Annotated in this window: 18 protein-coding genes; 3 read left to right on the top strand and 15 right to left on the bottom strand. The window is 29.0% G+C overall.

Features of this window, described 5'->3' with window-relative positions:
* Positions 1-5 precede the first annotated feature (5 nt).
* Positions 6-2501, top strand: coding sequence for a YceG family protein (locus BUA90_RS07540; RefSeq protein WP_072967220.1), 2496 nt, complete (start codon positions 6-8; stop codon positions 2499-2501).
* Between the two features lie 39 nt (positions 2502-2540).
* Complete coding sequence (locus BUA90_RS07535) at positions 2541-3653, top strand: toxic anion resistance protein (RefSeq protein WP_072967218.1); 1113 nt, start codon at positions 2541-2543, stop codon at positions 3651-3653.
* A gap of 34 nt (positions 3654-3687) precedes the next feature.
* Here BUA90_RS07535 and uvrA read toward each other — a convergent pair whose 3' ends face one another.
* Both uvrA and uvrB read right to left on the bottom strand, forming a co-directional pair.
* On the bottom strand, positions 3688-6513 hold the full coding sequence (gene uvrA, locus BUA90_RS07530) for an excinuclease ABC subunit UvrA (protein WP_072967216.1): 2826 nt from the start codon (positions 6511-6513) through the stop codon (positions 3688-3690).
* Positions 6514-6640: 127 nt separating this feature from the next.
* Complete coding sequence (uvrB, locus tag BUA90_RS07525) at positions 6641-8617, bottom strand: excinuclease ABC subunit UvrB (protein WP_072967214.1); 1977 nt, start codon at positions 8615-8617, stop codon at positions 6641-6643.
* A 176-nt stretch (positions 8618-8793) separates the two neighbouring features.
* On the opposite strand from uvrB, the gene BUA90_RS07520 reads away from it, so the two are divergent.
* Positions 8794-10137, top strand: coding sequence for an aminotransferase class V-fold PLP-dependent enzyme (locus BUA90_RS07520; protein WP_072967212.1), 1344 nt, complete (start codon positions 8794-8796; stop codon positions 10135-10137).
* 112 nt (positions 10138-10249) lie between these two features.
* On the opposite strand, the gene BUA90_RS07515 is transcribed toward BUA90_RS07520, so the two are convergent.
* From BUA90_RS07515 to BUA90_RS07455, 13 genes are all read right to left on the bottom strand, one after another.
* Complete coding sequence (locus tag BUA90_RS07515; protein WP_072967210.1) at positions 10250-10390, bottom strand: cyclic lactone autoinducer peptide; 141 nt, start codon at positions 10388-10390, stop codon at positions 10250-10252.
* Positions 10391-10393: 3 nt separating this feature from the next.
* Positions 10394-11020, bottom strand: a complete 627-nt coding sequence (locus tag BUA90_RS07510; protein WP_072967208.1) for an accessory gene regulator ArgB-like protein — start codon at positions 11018-11020, stop codon at positions 10394-10396.
* Positions 11001-11864: a sensor histidine kinase gene (locus tag BUA90_RS07505; protein ID WP_072967206.1), complete on the bottom strand. Its 864-nt coding sequence runs from the start codon at positions 11862-11864 to the stop codon at positions 11001-11003. Before BUA90_RS07505 ends, BUA90_RS07510 begins: the two co-directional genes overlap by 20 nt.
* A gap of 12 nt (positions 11865-11876) precedes the next feature.
* Positions 11877-12341 carry a hypothetical protein gene (locus BUA90_RS07500; RefSeq protein ID WP_072967204.1) on the bottom strand — a complete coding sequence of 155 codons (465 nt, stop codon included), beginning with the start codon at positions 12339-12341 and terminating at the stop codon, positions 11877-11879.
* A 241-nt stretch (positions 12342-12582) separates the two neighbouring features.
* Positions 12583-13689 (bottom strand): AI-2E family transporter, encoded by a 1107-nt coding sequence (locus BUA90_RS07495; RefSeq protein WP_072967202.1) that lies wholly within the window; start codon positions 13687-13689, stop codon positions 12583-12585.
* Between the two features lie 100 nt (positions 13690-13789).
* Entirely contained in the window at positions 13790-15019 is a 1230-nt protein-coding gene (locus BUA90_RS07490) for a PDZ domain-containing protein (RefSeq protein ID WP_072967200.1), read from the bottom strand.
* A gap of 57 nt (positions 15020-15076) precedes the next feature.
* A complete protein-coding gene (locus BUA90_RS07485) occupies positions 15077-16297 on the bottom strand; it encodes a S41 family peptidase (protein WP_072967198.1) in 1221 nt (406 codons plus the stop codon).
* 282 nt (positions 16298-16579) lie between these two features.
* The gene (locus tag BUA90_RS07480; RefSeq protein ID WP_072967196.1) at positions 16580-18034 is read right to left on the bottom strand and encodes a 4Fe-4S dicluster domain-containing protein; all 1455 of its coding nucleotides are present in this window, start codon (positions 18032-18034) and stop codon (positions 16580-16582) included.
* 16 nt (positions 18035-18050) lie between these two features.
* Positions 18051-19223, bottom strand: a complete 1173-nt coding sequence (locus BUA90_RS07475) for a PP2C family protein-serine/threonine phosphatase (protein ID WP_072967194.1) — start codon at positions 19221-19223, stop codon at positions 18051-18053.
* The gene (locus tag BUA90_RS07470; protein ID WP_072967284.1) at positions 19223-20956 is read right to left on the bottom strand and encodes a [Fe-Fe] hydrogenase large subunit C-terminal domain-containing protein; all 1734 of its coding nucleotides are present in this window, start codon (positions 20954-20956) and stop codon (positions 19223-19225) included. Before BUA90_RS07470 ends, BUA90_RS07475 begins: the two co-directional genes overlap by 1 nt.
* A 2-nt stretch (positions 20957-20958) precedes the next feature.
* Positions 20959-21231, bottom strand: coding sequence for a (2Fe-2S) ferredoxin domain-containing protein (locus BUA90_RS07465; RefSeq protein ID WP_330390699.1), 273 nt, complete (start codon positions 21229-21231; stop codon positions 20959-20961).
* Between the two features lie 183 nt (positions 21232-21414).
* Positions 21415-22704 (bottom strand): YeeE/YedE family protein, encoded by a 1290-nt coding sequence (locus BUA90_RS07460; protein ID WP_278302320.1) that lies wholly within the window; start codon positions 22702-22704, stop codon positions 21415-21417.
* A 101-nt stretch (positions 22705-22805) separates the two neighbouring features.
* Positions 22806-24506 (bottom strand): FAD-dependent oxidoreductase, encoded by a 1701-nt coding sequence (locus tag BUA90_RS07455; protein ID WP_072967190.1) that lies wholly within the window; start codon positions 24504-24506, stop codon positions 22806-22808.
* Positions 24507-24523 lie beyond the last annotated feature (17 nt).

The following is a 24523-nucleotide window of genomic DNA, read 5'->3' as shown; positions in this document are numbered from 1 at the left end:
AATTTTTGATAAATTACAGGAAAATTATTAATCCAATTTTATTGGAATCAAAAAATATATTAGAAGATATATTATTACCTTTACACAAAAGACAAGGCTTTATACAAAATCCAATTCCTTCAATTCCACTTTATTTTTATAGATATATAGGCATTAAAGAAAACGAAAGAGAATATTTTGATGATTTACATAATCTTGATATGAAACTTTCAAATTTAAATAATTTATATTTGAAAATTACAAACGGTCTACCCCTTCCTATAAATAATGAAATAGTAAATAAAACTATTCCTATGTGGAATAATATAAAAAATTTTGACATGACTAAAAAAGATTATATAATGACATCTCTTATAAATTTAAATACTCTGCCAAAATTTAAAGATAATCTATTAAACAACTCTGTAGTCGAAGCATTTAAAACTGTGTTTAATTTATATATTATAAGAGAACAAAATATTAATATTACAAAAATAAAAAATTTTTCTCTAAAATTACTAACTTGGATAAATAAATATACTCCTAAGCTATTTAACAATTTTGAATATTCAAATTCTAAAACTGAAATATACAACCCAAAATTGATTTTTTATGGAAATATTAAAAGACATGAAATATATTTTTTAATTTTTTTATCTCTGTTAGGATGTGACATATTATATATAAATTCTCATTCTGATGGAGATTTCGACCTAATCGACAGAAAAAAAACTTACTCGAAAGTTTTCAGACTGCCGAAAACAGCACCTTTGAAAAAATTTCCTGAAAACAGTAAAAAAGAAAATGTACTTTCAATTAAAAATAATAATATAATTAATACTTCAAATAAAAATTTAAAAATTACTGAAGAAATAAATTTTGAAAATATTATTAATACTTCTCTTAAAACATCTAATAATTTGTTTGAAGATATTACAACTCCACTTAATAAGAGAAGTGGTTTTATTTCACATCCTATACCTATTATACCTATATATTTTTATAGATATATAGGTATAAATGAAATAGAAGAAGAATATTACAATGAACTGTTTAGACTTGATAAAAAACTATCACAATTTGAAAATCTATACATAAAATTTACAGATAGAATACCTGCTATAGCCAATAATGAACTAATTAACAAAACAAATAGTATTTGGAAACATTTTGACAACTTTGATTCTTCTCAAATAGATGTATTAGTTTATCTTTTTAAAGAATCTGATGCATTTATTAAAACGAAAGATAATATACTCAACAACTCAATTATTCAAAATTTTAAATACATATTGAATTTATATGTACAAAATGAAAAAAATATAAATTTGACAAAAATTAAAAACTTCAGTCTCAAATTGTTAGGCTGGATTTATGAATACGCTTTAACACTATTCGATAATTTTAATTACTCAAATAGAGAACAAATTGATATTTATAATCCTAAAATTCTCTATTATGGTGAAATAAAAAGCCATGAAGTATACTTTTTAATACTAATGTCGAAGTTAGGATGTGATATTTTATATATAAACTCTTTTTCTGATAGTAATTTTCCTTTAATCGATAAAGATAATAAACATTCAAAAATCATTGAACTGCCTAAAAAATCGGCACTAAAAGAATTTCCAAAAAGTGAAATACTCATAAGATACGAAACTGAAGCTTTTAAAGCATCTAGAGAAATTTCAAATATTATATACAGTGAACAAGATGGACTTTATAAACCGTGGCAGTTTGAAACGTATTATATTCAGCCTGTAACCTTAAAAACAACTTATGATGAATTGAAAATTCTTTGGAATGAAGAAGCAAGATTACGAAGTGGATTTAAAATAGAAAACAACACTGTATATATTCCAAATTTATTTGCTAAAATAAGTGGAGTTTATAAAGATATTCAAACATATTGGAACGAATTTGTAAATTTCAAAAATTCAGAAAACACTTTGTTTATACCTTCTATTCCATTTACTAATAAACTTTATTCGGGTTCAGATTTATATTTTTCTAAAAGTCTATTCAATAAAGATGGTTCAGTAGATAAAAATCGTTTATTTGAAAGCAGTTTATACAAGTTTTCATATTTGAAAACTCCACTTCAAAATACTATAATCAATAAAATAAATGATTTATTTAAACTACCTATTTTTAATAAAACAATTGATTTTGAATTTAAACAAATAATTTTATTAACTATTTTAAATATGGATAAAAGATATCTAAATTTGATACAGCTATTTGACTATCCTTTTAAAATACCTAAACTCATTATATATGACAATAATGAAAATATATTTAGCCTTGAAGACTCAATTATAATTGGATTTTTGTATTTAATGGGATTTGATATTTTGATATTTACACCTACTGGATACAATAACATAGAACAGAGATTATCCGAAAAATACTATGACATTCATAAACTTGAATCTATTGCTTTTGATTTATCACTACCAGATTTTAATAATTTAAATAAAAACAAGAGAAAATCCTTTTTTGCTGACTTATTTGGTCTGTAAATTTAAAAAATTAATCAATACTGATGGGAGGAAATACATATGAATAATAACTTAAATGATACTATCAACAATAATCAGCAGGAAGAATCTTTAAGTCTTGAAAAAGTAACAAATGAAATTGCAACTAAAGTACAAAATTCACCTGAAGTCATAGCAATATCAAAACAAATAGACATTAACAATGCTGAATCAATAATGAACTTTGGACAGCAGACAGCACAAGAAATTTCTAAATTTGCCGATGAAATACTCCATGCAATTGAAACTTCTTCCGTAGAAGATTCTGGTGCTCTAATTACCCAACTCAACAAAATTATGGAAAAATTCGATATTAAAGACTTTGAAGAAAAGAAACCAAGTTTTTTTCAAAAGCTCTTAAAAAAGACAAAAAATTCTATAGACCATCTTTTTAAAAAATACCACACTATGGGCAGTGAAATAGATAAAATCTATGTGCAACTTAAACAGTATGAAGCTGAAATAAAAGAAACAAACAATATGCTAAATGAAATGTTTGAAAAAAATATGGAATATTATGAAATGCTTGAAAAATACATCCAAGCCGGTAATCTCGTTTTAAATGAATTAAAAACTAAATTTATCCCTGAACTTGAACGTAGAGCCAGTCAATCAAATGAACAAATAGACCAAATAAATTTGTCAAATGGATACCAGCTCATTGAAATGCTCGAACAGAGAATATACGATTTAGAACTTGCAAAAAATGTTGCACTTCAAACTATGCCACAAATAAAATTAATTCAAAAGGGAAATTACAATCTAATTAGAAAAATAAACTCTGCTTTTATTGTAACTATACCTATATTTAAACAGTCATTAACTCAAGCCATAACTTTAAAAAGACAATCTATACAAGCTAAAGCTATGGCCGCACTTGATGAAAAAACTAATGAACTCTTATTGCGAAATGCACAAAATACTGCTTTGCAGTCAAAACTCATATCCAAATTGTCTTCTGGTGGAGCTATTCAATTGGAAACTCTAGAAAAGACATGGGAAACTATCATGCAGGGAATTGATGAAACTAGACAGATACAAGAAGAAATGAGACAAAAACGCATAGAAGGTACAAAAAGACTTCATGAACTTCAAAATGAATTTCACAGTAAAACTAAACTCTTAAAGTCTTAAAGTCAAAAGAATAGTCATCTGACTATTCAGATGACTATTCTTTTGAAAATATCTTTTTTAAAAAAAATCCAGTATAAGAAGTCTTAACCTTTGCTACTTCTTCAGGAGTACCCTGTGCTACTATCATTCCTCCTCCATCTCCACCCTCTGGCCCTAAATCAATAATATAATCACAAGATTTTATCACATCTAAATTATGTTCTATAACCACAACTGTGTTCCCACTGTCTACAAGCTTGTTCAAAACTCCTATTAATCTATGCACATCTGCAATATGAAGACCTGTCGTAGGCTCATCTAATATATAAAGAGTTTTCCCAGTACTTCTCTTGCTAAGCTCCGTTGCCAGTTTAACCCTTTGAGCTTCTCCACCAGATAATTGAGTTGATGGCTGTCCAAGTCTTATATATCCAAGTCCAACGTCATAAAGAGTCTGAAGTTTCCTCTTTATAGCAGGAATATTTTCAAAAAACTTTAATGCTTCCTCAACTGTCATATTTAAAACTTCTGATATGTTTTTGCCTTTATATTTAACTTCCAACGTTTCTCTATTATACCTCTTTCCCTTACATACATCACACTGAACGTAAACATCTGGCAGAAAATGCATTTCTATCTTTATTATGCCATCACCTTTGCAAGCCTCACATCTTCCACCTTTTACATTAAAACTGAATCTGCCTTTTTTATATCCTCTCATTTTAGCTTCAGGCACTTGTGCAAATAAATCCCTTATATAGTCAAATACTCCAGTATAAGTAGCAGGATTAGACCGCGGAGTTCTCCCTATAGGCGATTGGTCAATATCTATTACCTTGTCTATATATTCAAGTCCTTTTATATCTATATGCTTTCCAGGCTTCTTCTTAGATTTATGCAGCTCCATAGCAGCTTTTTTATACAATATTTCATTTACAAGAGTACTTTTTCCTGAACCTGAAACGCCTGTAACACATGTAAAAACTCCTAATGGAAATTTTACATTTATCTCTTTTAAATTATTTTCACTAGCCCCTATAACTTTTATAAATTTGCCATTTGGCTTTCTTCTCTTCTCTGGTATTTCAATTTTTTTCTTTCCACTTAAATACTGTCCTGTTATTGAATTTTCATTTTCCATTATATCTTCTACAGTTCCCTGTGCTATTATTTGTCCACCATGCTCTCCTGCCCCCGGACCTATATCTATTATATGGTCAGCAGCTAACATTGTATCTTCATCGTGTTCTACAACTATCAAAGTATTTCCAACATCAGTTAAATCTCTTAAAGTTTTTAAAAGTTTCTCATTATCTCTCTGATGAAGTCCAATACTTGGTTCATCTAATATATATAAAACTCCAACTAAACCTGAACCTATCTGCGTAGCTAATCTAATCCTTTGAGATTCTCCACCTGATAAAGTTCCAGCTGAACGAGATAAAGTCAAATAATCCAAACCTACATTTTCTAAAAATTTTAATCTTCCCTTTATTTCCTTAAGAATTTGCTCAGCAATTATTTCTCGTTTTTTATCAAGTTTTAGATTATTAAAAAACTCTAAAGCCTTTTTCACTGATAAATCTGTTACTTCTGCTATATTTTTCTCTCCTACAGTTACAGATAAAGACACTTTATTTAATCTTGTCCCCTTACAAGTTTCACATGCATTTAAACTCATATATTCTTCTATCTTATCCCTAATATAATCTGAATTTGTTTCTCTGTATCTTCTTTCAAGGTTATTTACTATTCCTTCAAACGGCGCTTTATATTTTCTAAAACCATATCTGCTTTCATAAGTAAATTCAATACTTCTATCTCCCGTACCATATAAAAGTTCTGTTATAAAATCCCTTGGCAAATCCTTCACAGGCGTATCTAAATCTACTCCGTGTAGCTTTACTAATGACAATATCATTTGATGATAATAAGTTCCTTCTCCACTATTAGCTATAGGAGCTATTGCTCCTTCTCTAATTGTCAAATTTTTATTTGGTATGATAAGCTCAGGGTCAACCTTTAATAAATATCCTATACCTTTACAGTCTGGACAAGCTCCATAAGGACTGTTAAATGAAAACATTCTCGGTTCAAGTTCTTCAATTCCTATGCCGTGTTCCGGACAGGAAAATTTCGTATTAAATAATAAATCTCTTTCACCTATGACATTAATTATAACTAATCCATCAGATAATTTTAAAGCAGTTTCAATAGAATCAGTAAGTCTTTTTTCTATCCCCTCTCTAATTATCAATCTGTCGACAACTACTTCTATAGTATGCTTTTTATTTTTCTCAAGTTTTATATCTTCAAATATTTCTCTAATTTCACCATCTATTCTAACCCTTACAAATCCATCTTTTTTTATTCTTTCAAGTTCTCTTTTATGCTCTCCTTTTTTACCTCTAATTATTGGTGATAAAATCTGTATTTTTGTTCTTTCTTCGAGCTGCATAACCTTATCTACTATCTGGTCTACTGTCTGCTGGGTAATTTCAACACCACAAACAGGACAGTGCGGAATACCTATTCTTGCAAATAAAAGTCTTAAATAATCGTAAATTTCAGTAACAGTTCCCACTGTTGAACGGGGATTTTTACTAGTAGTCTTTTGGTCTATAGAAATTGCAGGAGATAATCCTTCTATATACTCTACATTTGGCTTTTCCATCTGTCCTAAAAATTGACGAGCATAAGCTGAAAGACTTTCAACATATCTTCTCTGTCCTTCAGCATATATTGTATCAAATGCCAGCGATGACTTTCCTGAACCACTCAATCCCGTTATAACAACAAACTTATCTCTTGGTATCTTTACATCTATATTTTTAAGATTATGTTCCTTAGCTCCTCTTATATATATATACTTCTTAGACATTATTTCACCTCATCATTATAAGTTCCAAGTTGTAAGCTACAAGTTTAAAGTTTTAGAAAGATTCCTCTAGGCTTTTTAAACTCTCAACTCTTAAATTCTAACCCTTAACTAATATAAAAACCTTAACCTAAGATAATTTTTCTTTAAGCTTAGCTATTTTGTCCCTAAGTTCAGCTGCCCTTTCAAATTGAAGGTTTGCCGCAGCTTCATACATCTCTTTTTCCAGATTATCAATAATTTCCAACATATCATCTCTATCTAAATTTTCAAACATATCCACTCCATATTTTACATCTTCCTCAGCAACCTTTGTAGCCTCAATAACATCTCTAATTCCCTTCTTTATACCCTTTGGAACAATACCATGCTTTTTATTATATTCTGATTGCAATCTTCTCCTTCTATTTGTTTCATCAATAGCACATTTCATTGATTTTGTTATCGTATCAGCATACATTATTACTTTGCCTTCTATATTTCTAGCAGCTCTACCTATAGTCTGTATCAGAGAAGTTTCAGAACGAAGAAAACCTTCTTTATCAGCATCAAGTATAGCTACTAATGAAACTTCTGGAATGTCTAATCCTTCCCTGAGAAGATTTATACCCACTAATACATCAAATCTACCAAGTCTTAAATCTCTAATAATTTCCATTCTCTCTAAAGTATCTATATCTGAATGCATATATCTTACTTTAACACCTACTTCTCTTAAATAGTCAGTTAAATCTTCTGCCATTTTCTTTGTAAGTGTCGTTACTAACACTCTTTGATTTTTTTCTACTCTCTTATTTATCTCTCCTAATAAATCATCTATCTGCCCTTCTACAGGTCTTACATCTATTTCCGGGTCAAGAAGCCCTGTAGGTCTTATTATCTGTTCAACTATTTTTTGACTTTTTTCCCTCTCATAAGGTCCGGGAGTGGCACTTACATAAATAACCTGATTTATAAGACTTTCAAATTCTTCAAAATTCAAAGGTCTATTATCATATGCTGAAGGCAATCTAAATCCATATTCAACTAAATTTTCCTTTCTAGAACGGTCTCCACCATACATAGCTCTAATCTGTGGAATAGTAACATGCGATTCATCTATTACTAAAAGAAAATCATCCGGAAAATAATCTATTAATGTAAATGGTCTGCTTCCCGGTTTTCTCCTTGAAATATGTCTTGAATAATTTTCTATACCTTGACAAAATCCTACTTCTCTCAACATTTCTATATCGTACTTTGTTCTCTGATATATTCTCTGTGCTTCAATTAATTTACCTTGCTCCTTAAATTCTTTAACTCTTTCCTCAAGCTCCTTTTCTATGTCTTTAATAGCCATTTCCAATTTTTCTCTTTCAGTTACATAATGAGAAGCAGGAAAAATTGCAACATGATTTCTTACGCCTATAATTTGCCCTGTAAGTGCATTTACTTCTGTTATTCTATCTACTTCATCTCCAAAGAGCTCTATTCTTACAGCATTTTCAGAAGATGAAGCCGGAAAAATTTCTATAATATCTCCTCTTACTCTAAAAGTACCACGAGTAAAGCTTACATCATTTCTCACATACTGTATCTCTACAAGCTTTTCTAATATTTCTTCTCTACTCTTTATCATTCCGGGTCTTAAAGAAAGTACCATATTTTTATAATCAATAGGGTCACCAAGACCGTATATACATGAAACACTTGCAACTATTATCACATCTTTTCTTTCAAATAATGCTGCTGTAGCTGAATGTCTTAGTTTGTCTATTTCTTCATTAATAGATGCATCTTTTTCTATATACATATCACTTTGAACTACATAAGCTTCAGGCTGATAATAATCATAATAACTTACAAAAAACTCAACTGCATTATTTGGAAAAAACTCTTTAAACTCACTGCACAACTGAGCAGCCAAAGTTTTATTATGAGCTATTACAAGAGTTGGTTTTTGAACCTTTTCTATTATATTTGCAACAGTAAAAGTTTTTCCAGAACCAGTAACGCCAAGTAAAGTTTGATGTTTTATTCCTTCTCTTATTCCCTTACTTAATTCTTCAATTGCCTTTGGCTGATCACCAGTAGGTTTATAATCTGAAACTACTTTAAATTCATTCATATACAGCACCCCTACCCCTAAACTTTTTTCAAACATTAGTTCGCTTCATTGAATAAATTATATAATTCTTTTACATTTAAGTCAATAAAATATAAATATTATATTAAATTTAATATCACAATAACTATATTTTTCGAATAAATTGATATTATACAATGGATTCGGTAGGTGAAAGTATGATAGATAAAAAAATACAATTAAATATAAGAAACGAAATAGTCGGAATCAATTGTAAAGTTCCTTTATCAAATGGTAAATATGTTACTGCTATAAATTTTGATAATGCTGCTACTACTCCTCCATTTAAAACAGTCATAAATGATATAAATAGATTTGCTCCTTGGTATTCTTCCATTCACCGCGGAACAGGTTATAAATCAAAATATTCATCAAGAATGTATGAAGAATCCAGAGAAACAATTATGGAATTTATAAATGCAAATCTAAACAGTGATACAATAATTTTCGTAAAAAATACTACTGAAGCAATAAATAAATTAGCTCATAGACTCCTACCAGAAAAAAATAAAAATGTAGTACTATCTACATTAATGGAACACCATTCCAATGACTTGCCTTGGCGAAAAAGATTTAATATAGACTATATTGAAGTAGATAGTAAAGGTCGTTTATCAATTGCTGATTTAAAAAACAAACTCAACAAATATAAAAATTCCGTTAGATTAGTAACTGTCACAGGTGCTTCAAATGTAACAGGCTATATAAATCCAATACACGAAATTGCTAAATTAGCCCACAAATATGGTGCAGAAATTTTAGTAGATGCTGCTCAATTAATATCTCATGCACCAATTGATATGAAACCTAAAAATTCTCCAGAACACATTGACTACTTAGCTTTTTCGGCTCATAAAATGTATGCACCTTTTGGAATAGGTGTTTTAATTGGTCCTAAATCAACCTTTGAAAAAGGAGAACCTGAATACTCAGGTGGAGGAACTATAGATATAGTTACCCATGATTATATTAAATGGGCAAAATCTCCCCATAAAGATGAAGCAGGTTCTCCTAATATAATCGGCGTAATAGCTCTGATTTCTGCAATAAATACATTAAGCCTAATAGGAATGGAAAATATTTTTGAACATGAAAAAAAACTATTAAACTATGTAATAAAAAGACTTAAAGAAGTGCCAGACATTATTCTGTATGGAGACACAAATAATTATAAAGACAGATTAGGTATAATTACTTTCAACATCAAAGGAATTCACCATGAAATTTTAGCCAATATCCTCTCTTATGAAGGCGGTATTGCAGTAAGAAATGGATGCTTTTGTGCTCACCCTTATATACACAGACTATTAAACATAAATAAAAAAATAATAGACGAACGTATTAAAAATCCTGATATGCCTCATCCTGGAATGGTAAGAATAAGTTTTGGTTTATACAACAATTTTGCCGAAATAGACAACCTCATAAACTTACTTAAAATAATTTCAAATAACAAAAAATATTTCATTGAAAAATACAATTCAAAATATTTTCTTATGTAAAAAAATAGTCATATGGAGATATACAAAATGCACATTCCATATGACTTAAATATAATATCATAAACAAATATTTACTGTTTTTTTACTTTTTTATTACATGTTCATCTTTAAATTAAAAATTTTTCTTTAAGCTCTTTGGTGCATCTGGCTCATAAAGCAACCACATGCTTTTAGTACTAACACCAGTCATAGCTACTAATGTTAATACACTAGCTGCTGATGTTAACAAGAATGTTTTAATTTGCTTTAGCATTCTCTATTCCCCCCCTTGCTTAAGATTCATCTTAAGTTGTTTAAAATTGATAAGTCTATATCCTAAAGGTGTTGTAAATAAAAATGCAGATACAACACCTAATAGGCTTGAAAAGATATAACTGTAATATAAACTGTTTTTGCTTAAATAAAATACAACCCCCAACCATATACTTAAAAGCAGAATAGTTTTGACTTTTATTTTTTTTCTTAAATTCTTATTTCTTATCATTTTCTTTTCTGTTCCTGCTGGAACCCATAAAACAGATGATACTACTGCAAATATATAAACTGACAAAATCGCTATATAGTTACTCTCTTGTGAAAGTTTTATAATATTTCCCAATATCCCCAACATTAAAATTAAAAATATACTTAAAAAGTAACATTTATTATATGTATTACAGTGTGTTCCACCAATTATACGTCTGAATATTATAAATGATATTAATACTATCATGGTAGTTTCAAAAGTATTTAAAAAATATGCAAAAACTGATATGCTCAATAATTTTATCGTAGTTCCAAGAAAAATTTCCAAGCCATATGAAAGTATTTCACTTTTTTCATCATTATAACCTAGTTCTTTAGATATATAATAAGCAATATTATCAGCTAACTTTTTTATCATACTTATTTACCTCACTTGGCAAAGAAATCGTAAACACAACTGTTCCTTTATCTGTATTTTTAAAATTTATAGTTCCTTCATACTTACTCACTATTTTCTTTACTATATATAGTCCATATCCTCTTCCAACAGAAGTTTGTGTAGTAAAACCTGCTTCAAATATTTTATCTTTTATTTCATCTTTTATTTTACCTGTATTTTCTATTTTAAAGATATATTTATCATATTTCTTATCTATCATAATTTTTATCCACTTTTTGCCTTCTGATGCCAAAGCAGCTTCTATAGCATTTTCTATCAAATTAGAAAACAAACTGCACAAATCCCATGAATTAATATTTTCTAGATTAATTTTATGTTTGCATTTAATATAAAATGCTATACCTTGTTCCTTAGCTAATTCCCTTTTAGTATTTATTAATGCTGTTAAAGCAGGATGTCCTAATCTAACAATTTCATTCGTAAATCTATACTCTGTCGAAATTCCCCTTAAATATTTATTTAATTCCTTATATTCTTCAAGATAGAGCATTGCACCTATAGCCTGTATATGACTTAAATATTCATGTCTCTGTGTTCGCAGTAAAGTTATTAATTCCTCTACATTTTTCATATTAGATTTCATTAGTCTAAGTTCAGCTTCCTTTTTCTCATAATCGTTTATTTCCTTAAAAGAAATAAGTATTAAAATAGTTGTTACACCAATAAATATATTAAAAAAAGGAATACTCTTTTTAAGATTAACTAATGTAGATGACCCTAATATCGATATATTATAAATAATTATTAGCAGTGTCTGAAATAACATAGTCGAAATTATAATATATTTTTTTTTATTCTCCATGATAATCCCCTTCTAACTACTTATATCGCAAAACACGATATGCCTTTTTCTCACTATCACTAATAATATAGACGATATTATCAATATAGGAATAAATAATATGACTATATTTCTTGGATTATTATATAAATCAACTAATTCTACACCTAAGATACAACTAATTATAGGTAATGAAATACTCTGCATTATACCCTGTAATAGAGAACCTATTAATACCGGAATAATTGCTTTGTAATACTTCAATTTTAAAAATAATACAATCAATAAATATAGTGATATAATCTGTATTATCGTATGAATTCCTAAATCTATATTAAGTATTCTCGTTAATAAAGCAATTATCGATTGTATAAATGCAATAATAAAAACAGTTAAATTATTAATATGTATTATATTAGAAAGGTTTAAACCTAATAAAAGTATTAATAACGTTTCCGGAAAAGAAACTAAAATCGTAATAAATACATAATTTAACATATTTTTTAATCCCCCGTAAAATAAATTAAACAACATACTTTTTTTACCATGTATATAATATCAAAATTTTTCCAAAAATATTGTTACTATTTGTCGATAAAATAAAATTTTTTTATTTTTTTTTATTTCTTGCCTAAATATATAATTTCTACAACAAAAAATACTTATTTTTATAATTAAAAAATGACAAATTACTGATGCTCATCAGTAATTTGTCATTTTACTATTGATAAACAAAACACTATATATCCAATTTTCGAGTTTTTAATTTTCTGTTTATATACCTCTCAAAAAATACTTTAATAACTGCTAATATTGGAACTCCTAAAAACATACCTATAGCTCCAAATGCTCCTCCCCCAAGTACTATAGCTAAAATTATCCAAAATGGAGTTAAACCTACTTTATCTCCCAATATCTTAGGTCCAAGCCAAAGTCCGTCAAATTGCTGAAGTGCAAGTATAAACAGTAAAACCCATAAAGCCTTTACAGGACTATAAAAAAGAGTTATTCCCACTGCCGGTATAGCACCTATAAACGGTCCAAAGTAAGGTATCATATTTGTTATGCCTACTATTATACTTAAAAGAAGCGAATAAGGAGCATCAATTATTATTAATCCAACAAAACACAATATTCCTATTATGCAAGAATCAATAAATTTGCCTATTATAAACTTTGAAAAAATTTGGTCTAGTTCTATTAAAAATCCAAATAAATTATCTACGCTTTTTTTATTTAATAAAGCATACATCATTCTCTTTATTCCTCTTATAAACTTTTCCTTATCTTTTAAAATATATACCGAAATTATTAAGGCTAAAATAATTCTTAAAAAAGTCGATGTAACAATAATAATCTTTGAAACTGCTGTGCTCAAGACATTTTTTAAATAACCACTAAGTTTTTGAATCATTGAATTTATATTTTCTTCAACATATGCAGTTACTCCATATTTATCAAGTAATTTCAAACTGTTAATTTTACTTGTTATCCACTGTTCTGTCTTATCAAAATAATCAGGTAAATCTTTTAGAATGTCACCTATATTTTTTATAATTTTAGGGAATATTATAGTAATTCCTACTGTTATAAGTCCTATTGTAAATAAATATATAATCAATATACTCCAAACCCTCTTAAGTCCAAATTTTTTTTCAAGATAAGTCATCATTGGATTAAGTAGATATGCTATGGCAAATGCCCATATAAAAGGACTTAATATAGTCAAAAAATCTCTACTAATAAATATAAAAACATCTATATGATTTATAATCCTATATAATATAAAAATAACAATAAATAATGGTATTAAATTGATATACGGAATCCTTGAATTATTGAACATATAAGACCTCCTACACTGCACAATTCATACACTAATTTCCTTATCAACAATTATATCATATTTCTACAATTTAAGACATAAATCTCTCATTATCGATAACTTATTTCTTTATAAACTTTTTAAACAAATTTTTTATAATACTCATATTATTTTGAGGTGAAACAACTGCATCTGAAAATCTCGGCACTATAATTGCTCCAAGAGAACCTATTCCATTTAAATAATCTGCATACTCTAGTACATTACTTCGTCCCTTTTCATCTATAACTTCAATCCATATAAAAGAAGGAAATTGCCTTAAAATATATAATAAATCTTCTTTTTCGTCAATAACATAATTGTTTACTTTCCAAATTATATCTCCCGATTTTATTCCCATTTTTTCAGCAACACTACCTCTTTTTACATCTAAAACAGTAATTCCCTTAGGAGGATTTTTGTATATAGGTCTTCTTTTCTTCTCTTCTCTTTGACTGTATATAATTAGCCCTTCATGAGCAATTGGAGCAAATAAAGATGCAATATATTTAAATATATATATATGACATGATATTGCAGCTAAAATCAAAAGTAATATACTATATAGAGCTAATCTAAATGAAGATTTTTTAACTTTTTCTTTTGGACTACTACTTATTGCTATATCTCCATATCCTAAAGCAGCAACAATAACAGTTAATTGAAGAGTTATATTATTTACATCTAATCCCTTCGGTATAAATAAAGGCCACCAATCTGGAAGATTAATATTTGTTGCACCTTGAAGTTTTGCTAATATAACTAATATAACTGCAAATGGAATTGGCCAAAATCTTTGAAGAGTAAATCCTCCTACTATACCATATATATCATGTCTTATAAAAATAGGAGTTGGATGTCTATATCCATCTATCCTTATCAAAATGCTTTCTATAAGATGTAAAACTGCAACTATTGCGATTATACTAGAAACGTTTACTTTTGGAAATCCAAATATAAGACTAAAAAGAGAAATTATTCCACCTGCATATGAAAAGCATAAATACCTTATATTTATCATCATAAGTATTATAGCAAGCGGCAAAATATATCTAAAATCTTCTAACTGTACTGTTACACCTAAAACCGTCATCAATAATGTTCCCAATACCCCTCCTAAAATCCCTACACCAAAAGAAGAAAAAACTCTCTCCTTTGCAGTAGCTTTTTCTTCCCCTAAAAGAGAAATTTCCATTCTAGAAACCTTTTTATATTGCGTATATATTAAAAATATAATCAGCCAAAAAAAAGGATTGAAAAGTATTGTAAAAATAGATTGAAAAGAAAGTACAAGTAATTTTAACCACTCCATAAACTATCCACCTTTATATAAATATTATTGAACCCGGGATACTCCCGGGTATAAAAATTATTTTATCTTATTTCTCAATACTTCTAAAGCTTTTTGAAGTTGGACATCTTCTTCATCACTTAATTCAATCTTACCTTTTAATTCTTCAGGCAAATCAATTACAATATCTGGCTTTATACCTGTACCATGAATATAATTGCCATTTGGAGTAAAATATTGAGCTATTGTCAATCTAAATCCTGTACCGTCAGGCAGTTCATCAACCATTTGAACTAATCCTTTACCAAAAGTCGTTGTACCTATTATAACCCCAGATTTTGTATCTTTCACTGCACCAGTCAATATTTCAGAAGCACTTGCACTTCCGCCGTTTACTAATATTACAAATGGATAATTAACTTTCTTTTTATCATCTGAGTACTTGTATTCCTTCTTACCTGTTCTATCTTGAGTATAGACAATAATTTGCTTTCCTAATAATTCATCAGCTATTTTTACACATTCATTTAAAGAACCACCCGGATTATTTCTCAAATCTATTATCAATCCCTTAATATTTTTTTTCTCTAAATTTCTCAAATGTTTTTTAAAATCTTCTGATGTCTTTTCATCAAACATAGTTATTTTTATATAACCTATATTATTATCTATAATTCTAGATTTAACAGTTTTGAGTCTAATTTTTTCCCTCTTTATAGATACATGTATAGGTTCTTTGTTATTAGGTCTTATAAGTGTTAAATCCACAGTAGTCCCCGGCTTACCTTTCATCATAGCCACAGCTTCTTCAAGTTTATCTGCAGTTACCTCTTTATCATTAACTTTAACTATTTTATCTCCCGAAATAATCCCTGCTCTTTCACCTGGCGTATCTTCAATAGGTGCAACTACAGTAATGTAACCATCCTTACCGGGACTAACTATTACTCCTATACCTCCATAAATTCCTTTAGTTTGCGTTTTAAAACTATCAAACTCTGACTTTGTCATATATACTGAATAAGGGTCTCCTAAAGATTCAAATAAACCTTTTATAATTCCATCAGCAAAAATTTTATCATCTACAGGTTTATAATAATATTTTTTTATAAATTTTTTAAGTTCTAGCATTTTTCCTAAGTCTTTTTGAAGTTTTACCATATAATCATAATCTTTTTTAGTTATTACTACCTTATCACCTAATTTAATTGCTATCATGTTATCTGCAATACTTGTAACAAACATTGTAAATACAATTAATATAATTGCTCCAAAAAATGCTGTTCTTTTTTTAATCATAAACTTTCACCTCTAATCCTATTTAATCAAAGACAAAAAACCTTGCTATCTTATTCTATTAAATTTCATTATTCATTATACCATCTTTGCCAGTTTTAAACAAAGTTTTTGCAAAAAATATAATAAGCTGTTATTAGTTATCAGTTCTCAATTCTCTACAAGGTACAAATGCAGGTTACAAATTAACTAAAAAATCCGGATAACTGCTAAATATTTAGCAGCTATCCGGATTTTCCTTATAGACCTTTTATTTCAAATTATTAATCTAAAATCTATTAAATTTTATCCTCTACTCAAATTAATTTTTTCAATATCTATTACTCTCAATGCATCTTTAATACTCTTTTCAATCGCTAATTTACCATACTTATCTACTTCGCTACGGTCTTTTGGTCCATGATGTATTGAAGCAGCTCCACCTATACATCCACCTACACAAGCCATTCCTTCAATAAAATTGCCATTTAATTTGCCAAACTTTGTAAGTTTCAAAGCTTTATCACATTCAGATAATCCATCACAACTTATAGGTTTAAAATCTATATTTAATTTTTCCTCTTTTATTACATGTTTTATAGCTTCTATTAATCCACCAGCTCTAGCAAATATCCTTCCAAAGAAAGATGCATTATTTAAAGGTTCTTCTTCACATTCTTCAAGTTTTATTCCTGCTGCATCAATCATAGCAGTTAATTCCTCAAAAGTTATTACATAATCTGTACTTCCTTTTATGTCTTCTTCATTTATTTCTTGCTTTTTAGCTATACATGGTCCTATAAAAACCACCTTTGCCTTGTCATCTATTTGTTTTATCAATCTAGATATAGCTATCATAGGAGATACTGAAGTTGAAACTTTATCTTTCAATTCAGGATAATTTTTCTCTATATAAGAAACAAATGCTGGACAACATGAACTTGTCATTACCTTCTTGTCAGCTATTTCTTTTTCAACTTCTTTTGCTTCATGAAAAGCAACCATATCTGCTCCTAAAGCAACTTCTACTACGTCATGAAAACCTAATTTCTTTATCCCATTTACCAACTGACCTATCTTCACATAGGTAAATTGACTCGAAATAGCTGGAGCAATGATAGCATATACATTAATATTATTCTTTTTAGAATCTCTTAAAAGATTAATCACATTCACAATATAAGATTTATCCATAATTGCACCAAAAGGACACTTATACACACATGCACCACACTGTACACATTTTTCATCGTCTATTACAACTTTTTTTTCTTTATCAATAGAAAGTGCACCTGCTTCACATGCCTTTATACACGGTCTTTTAACATCTGAAATGGCATTATATGGGCATACCTGTCTGCATTTACCACATTCAATACATTTTTGAGTATCAATATACGCTCTATTACCTACAAAATATATAGCATTTACAGGGCAAGTCTCTTGACACCATCTAGCTAAACATCCTCTACAAGCTTCTGTAACTGTATATCTATTTATAGGACATTCATCACATGCAATGTCTATAACTTCTATAACATTTTTTATATCTTTATTGCCCCCCATAGCCATTTTTACTCTTTCCTCAATTATTGCTCTCTCTTTATATACACAACATCTCGTTCTTGGCTTAGGTCCCGGACTAATTTTTTTAGGAATTTTCAAATACCCTTCTTCAAGTTTATTTTCCATAGCTAATTTAGATACTTCCTTCAAAACTTCATATTTAATCAACTGCACATCATTTTCAAATCTTCTCATATTTTCCACCCCAATATTAAACATATTGTAGACTTACTTTTTTTCCTAATTTTTTCATTAAATCAACTAATTCATTGACTACTTTTAACTTTATACTTAAATCCATAGGAAAATCTGGATTCTGATGAGCCGGATTTATAGCTTTTCCAACCCAAAAATTTATATGAGTACATTCCTCTATAAGTAATTTTGCAAGCTTTGAAGCACCGTCTTCTTTGTATATACTATCTTTTGTATAAATTTCACTATAAGAGTCCATAAAATATTTTATTTTTTCTACTGTTTTGCTCAATGTGAGAACTCCCTCTGTAACTAAATCTATCCCTTTTATTTCAGCAGTTGGAGGTACTTCTTTATCAATATAATTTATATTCGTTACTAGCTCCTCGCCTATTTCTCTTGCTACTATCTTTGCTGCAGTTCCACCACATACTACTTTCCTTCCCTTGCTATTCATAAACTCTTTTACTACAAAAGGGTCTTTTTCTGGGTTTTCAGGTGGTCCCGTAAATATATTTAATACCTCTGGTTTTCTTATCTTTACAGTTACTACTGTTGTATCATCACCCGGTTTATCCATATATAACCTCTTACATGTATTTACCAGTGCCTTTGAAATATTCTTTGCACTTTTTTGTTTTCTTGATAATTTCTCCAAATATTCTGCTACATTATCCCACTGCCAACCTAAATTTAAAATACCTCCTATACCTGCATGTATAACCCCATCACTAACTACTGTAAGTACATCTCCTTCCTTTATTTTAAACCTGCTCTCTTTAATCAACTTTCCATTGATATTCTGACTTATCTTGTAGTTATTTACTATTTTATTATCCCTTATAAAAAAAATAGGAGGATTATCACATTCTATAATATATACCATACCATCATTATATATATTTATTATTGTAAATGTTGAATAAGCAAGTTTTCTAACTTTACATACAGGTAAAGTATGAATGATTGTATCTACTGTTTCTGATATAGTCGAACCCTCTTTTAACATAGTTGCGGCAATTTTAGCAGTCAAAGTAGCAAGTATATTTGCTTTTACTCCACTACCAAGTCCATCTGCTAGCACAATGATTATACTATCATCTGAATATTTTATTTCTACTTTGTCACCGCAAAGTTCTTCACCATATTTATTAATACTGTCATGTGCTATATCAATAAAATATTCCACTATATATCACCCTCTTCTTCAAGTGCTATTTTCTTGAGCTTAGTAAGGGTGCTTTTAGTTTCTGCAGTAGTTTCTCCAAGTAAACTCGCTATTTCTTGTGCTACTCTCATCTGTTTATCTATTACATTCTGAGCTGCTTTTACTGCATTTTCTTTTACTTTTTTAAGTTCAGCTCTATGCTTTTCTTCTGAAGTAATATTAGTCATAATAGCTAAAAGTACATTTTGACTTTTGAGATGTAAAATATTCCCAAGTAATGTAACACCATACTTTGGACATTGAATTTTCTTCTTTATAATATTTTTTCCTGTAACTAAAACATTAATAAAATCCGAATCATCTATTAAAGTTGATATAGGTTTATTCTTAATATCTTCTTCTTTTATCTTGAATATTTTTTCAGCTGTAGGATTAAATTCCAATACCTCTAACTTTTCATTCAAAGCAAATACTATATTTGGTGTATATTCAAACATAATATTTGATATACTTTCTGCTTTATTTCTCATAAAAGGCAAACATATACTGAGCTCTGCTTTTCCTTCAAATACTGCTTGTGCTTTATCTCGACATGTATTAAATCCACATCCACCGCAATTGAGTTCATCTTCTTTTTTAAATTTCCCCATAGCTCTTAGTATAGCTGTTATTTCTTCTTCTGTAGCTATCTGTCTTGGAATACTCTTATCAAAAAATTTTTTAGAAAAATCTATTTTACTAATTATTTCTTTTATATCATTATAAACTTTATCATTTTTTTCTCTTTTCTTGTTTACATATTCTTCTATTTTATTTTTTGCTATATAATAACATTCTGAATTATCACTTGAACCCGGTCCGCCTATACAGCCACCTCTGCATACACTAAGTTCTAATAGTACATTGTTTATTTTACCTTCTAACATACAGTCTAAAAATGTAATACAATCTTCTATACCGGTAACATGTATTAATTTATACTTTTTTTCACTGCTTTCTTTAACCAAATTTTTAATTATATTTCCGCTTATAGGAAATCCACTTCCTGTTTTAAATGATGTTTTATTAAAACTATCCTTCTCTAATGCAGTCAAATCTATATTTTGTTCTTCAAGCCACTGATCTAATTCTTGAAATGTAATTACTGCATCAATTGTTCCTTCATGCTGAAATTCATTTGCTTCGTACATCTTACTTATACACGGTCCTATAAAAACTACATAGCTATCTTTTCCATATACTTTTTTAATAACTTTTCCATGAGCTAACATGGGGGATACTATAGGTATCATATATTCTCTCAATACAGGATAATATTTTTCTATTAGTAATGTAGCAGATGGACAACAAGTTGTTATCAAATTCTTTTTAGAAGTTTTTTTAATATAATCTCTATATAATTCCGTAACTATTTCTGCTCCTACAGCTGTTTCCTCAACTGCAAAAAATCCTATTTTTTTTAATCCTGCTACTAACTGTCCAGCATCATCAAATTTAAAATTACCAACAAATGAAGGTGCTATACTTGCTACTACTTTTTTTCCATTTTCAATAGCTTCCTTAACACTCTTTAAATCACTTTCCTTTTTTATAGCTCCTTGAGGACATTCTTTAAGGCACTGACCACAGTATATACAAGTATCACTTACCATGTGTGCTTGTTCATTTTCTATTTTTATTGATTTAATAACACAACTTCTGAAGCATTTATAACAATTTCTACAATTTGCTTCTGAAATATTTAATAATTTCACCATTATAACCTCCCTAAAAGGTGAGTTTCAAAAAATTCTTCTACTGTATCTTCTCTTACTGAAAAAACTTCTCCATCATCTATTTTTACTGATACTGCTTTAGTACATTCTCCTAGGCAAAATGCAGCTTTTATTTCTATCTTGTCTTCTAAGTTTCTTTCACGTAATATCTGTTGAAGTTTATTTATTACATTGTAAGAACCTTTTAAATGACATGCACTGCCTATACACACATTAACAGTAATCATATATATCCCTCCAAAATTAAATAAAATATATCATATACAGTATACTATTTTGTTATTTTTTTATCAATTGTCTACAAAAAATAATTTTCATTATTTTGAAATTATTTCCATTGTTATAAAATCTTTATAAAAACTATAAGAGCCCATGATTATCAAAAATCACAGGCTCTATTAATCAAGAAATATTTCTATTTTTTAATAAAATATTTATTAAATTTTAATATTAAGTTTTTTAGTTAATTTAACACCAAGTATACCACCTAATATTAATGAAGGCATAAATACCCATCCTGATAGTGACATATTAGATAATCCAGAATATAATGCTCCTACATTACAACCTAAAGCTATTCTAGCACCATATCCCATTAATAATCCACCTATCGCATAGAAGAAAACATCTTTTAGTCTAAAATCTTTCTTGAATGAAAAATGTCCAGCTAATAATGGTGCTATTAAAGCTCCTATTATTATTCCCATGTTTCTCATTGAACCCGGATGATTAAAAAATCCGCCTCTTATAGCATCCATTCTTCCTGAGAACCATCCCCAGTCTGAAACGTCTACTATTCCTAATGCCTGATAGAACCAAGCAGCCCAATGTGCAAATACAGCTGTTACTCCCCAACTTGTTCCTGTTGTAACTAATATTGTTACAAACATAATCATTATAAATACTGCACCAGTATAATAAGACCATCTTTTAACAAAAAACTTATGATAAGTTTCTTTACTAAAGAATTTATATTCTTTTGGCTGAGGTAATTCTTTCTCCCAATCGGCATATTTCTCTAATTTTAATGTATTTTCTCTTCTTCTCTTATCTTCATATTTTTTAGCAATAACATAAATTAATAAATATCCTAACAGAGAAAGCACAATAGTTCCCATATATCCAAAGGCATCCGGTAAATAAAGTCTTTTGTGTATTTTAAAGAATATACTCTGTGTCCACCAAGGCATGTCATGTGCTCCCCATAATGCTCCTGTTGAAAAGAAAAATAATACAATAAGTCCTCTTCCTTCACCTTCTCCAGCATCTGTAAGTGTTCCTGAAGCACATCCGCCTCCTAACATCATACCAATACCAAATAATATTCCTCCTATTATAGTAGCTAAGTTAGCTGGTTCTACATAATCTGAACCCGGAATTACTGCTGCACCTGACTTAACAGCTCTATAATATACATCTGCACCTTTTACAAATGCTCCATAATGTATTGCTGCTGTTGCTAATAATGTAATAGAAAATAAAAACATTAGTGCTTTTGTTAAACTACTATCTCCAGTTAAATACAACTTTCTGATAGCTCCTGCAAATCCAAATCTTGACCTTTGCATAACATACCCAATAGTCAATCCAATAATTAAATGAAGTGCTAATCTATAATCTTTAGTATATTGAAATGCTGCAAATACACCCATAGCTACTACAAGTGCAAACCCAATAAAAACTTGAGTCTTATTTATTTCGTTCGACCTTAATTTATCTGGTTTCACTATTATTACCTCCCTATTGTCATTTTTTTCACGTTTATTGCCACAATTATCCCTTGATAAATATTATCAAATTATCAGGGGCTTAAACGCCCCCTTAATTTTTATTCAAAATTATACTCTGTTACAATCATCTTTCTGCCAGTTGTCTTATCATTGAAATATTCATAAAAACATAATCCCATAAATCCAGCAGATATATTATAAACATTTTTGAATCCTAAATTTTGAAGTGCTAATACTGCATTATAACTTCTTTGTCCACTTCTACAATGTAAGTAAACAGGCTTGTCTTTAGGTATTTCATCTAATCTTTCTCTTAACTCACTAAGTGGTATGTTTTTAGCTCCTATTATATGACCTTGTTCATATTCATTTTTCTCTCTTACATCTATTATACAAGCTCCACTTTCTACTAAATCTCTTACATCTGATGAATGTACTTGTTTAAATGCACCATGCAATAAGTTAGAACCTACATATCCTGCAAGATTAACTACATCTTTAGCAGTTCCAAATGGTGGAGCATAGCACAATTCTAAATCCCTTAAATCATTTACAGTTGCACCAAATTTAATAGCTGTAGCAATTACATCTATTCTCTTATCTACATTACCTTTACCAATTGCTTGAGCTCCTAATACTCTTCCTGTTGGTATTTCATAGATTAATTTGAAGTGAACTGATTCACATCCAGGCATTAATCCAACCTTATCTCCAGGAATTATTTTAACTACATCGTATTTTATATTTAAATTAAGAGCTTTTATTAACCCTTCATTTAAACCTGTAGATGCAGCATTATAATTAAATACCTTTATAACTGATGAACCAATAAATCCTGTATTATTTATTTGCATTCCATTTATGTGGTCTGCTACTCCTCTTGCTTGTTTTTGAGCTGGTCCAGCTAAAGGTAATTTAGTATATGAATTAGTTAATGCATGATATACTTCAATAGCATCTCCTACTGCATATATATCTTCATCATTAGTTCTATAATTTTGATCTACTTTTATAGCTCCTGTTTCTCCTAGTTCTAATCCTGCTTTTACCGCTAACTCAGTTTCTGGAACTACACCAATTGCCATAACAACTACCTGAGCCTGAACTTTCTTTCCTGATTCTAGGATAACTGTATCTTTTTCAAAAGAACTAACTTTATCTCCTACTATTAAATTTACTCCATTATCATATAATTCTTTATGTAAAATTTGTACCATGTCATAATCAAATGGCTTCATAATTTGAGGCATAGCTTCAATTAAAGTTACATTGTATCCTGCTTCTTTTAAATTTTCAGCAGCTTCAACTCCGATAAATCCTCCACCTATTACTACTACATCCTTAGTTTCCATTGATTTTACAAACTTATTCAATTTATCAATATCTACAACATTTCTAATTGAAAATACATTTACATTTTCAATTCCCGGAATAGGTGGAACTATTGGTCTTGCTCCAGGTGATAATATTAATTTGTCATATGATTCTTTGTACTGTTCACCAGTCAATAAATTCTTAACAGTTATTTCTTTGTTTTCTCTATCAATAGATACTACTTCATTGTTTACTCTAGCCTCTATGTTGTACTGCTTCAAAAACTTTTCAGGACTCATAAGAACTAAACTGTCAGCATCTTCTACTATACCGCTTAAATGATATGGCAAACAGCAATTTGAAAATGATACGTGAGGTCCTTTTTCAAACATAATTATTTGGTCTTCCTCACTTAATCTTCTCAATCTCGCTGCTGCAGATGCTCCACCGGCAACTCCACCAACTATTAAAATTTTTCTACCCATTTTTATCCCTCCAATAT

The sequence above is a fragment of the Caminicella sporogenes DSM 14501 genome (assembly GCF_900142285.1).
GTDB classification, from domain to species: Bacteria; Bacillota; Clostridia; order Peptostreptococcales; family Caminicellaceae; genus Caminicella; species Caminicella sporogenes.
Note: the sequence above shows the minus strand (reverse complement) of the source record. Positions and strands in the feature narration are given on the sequence as shown.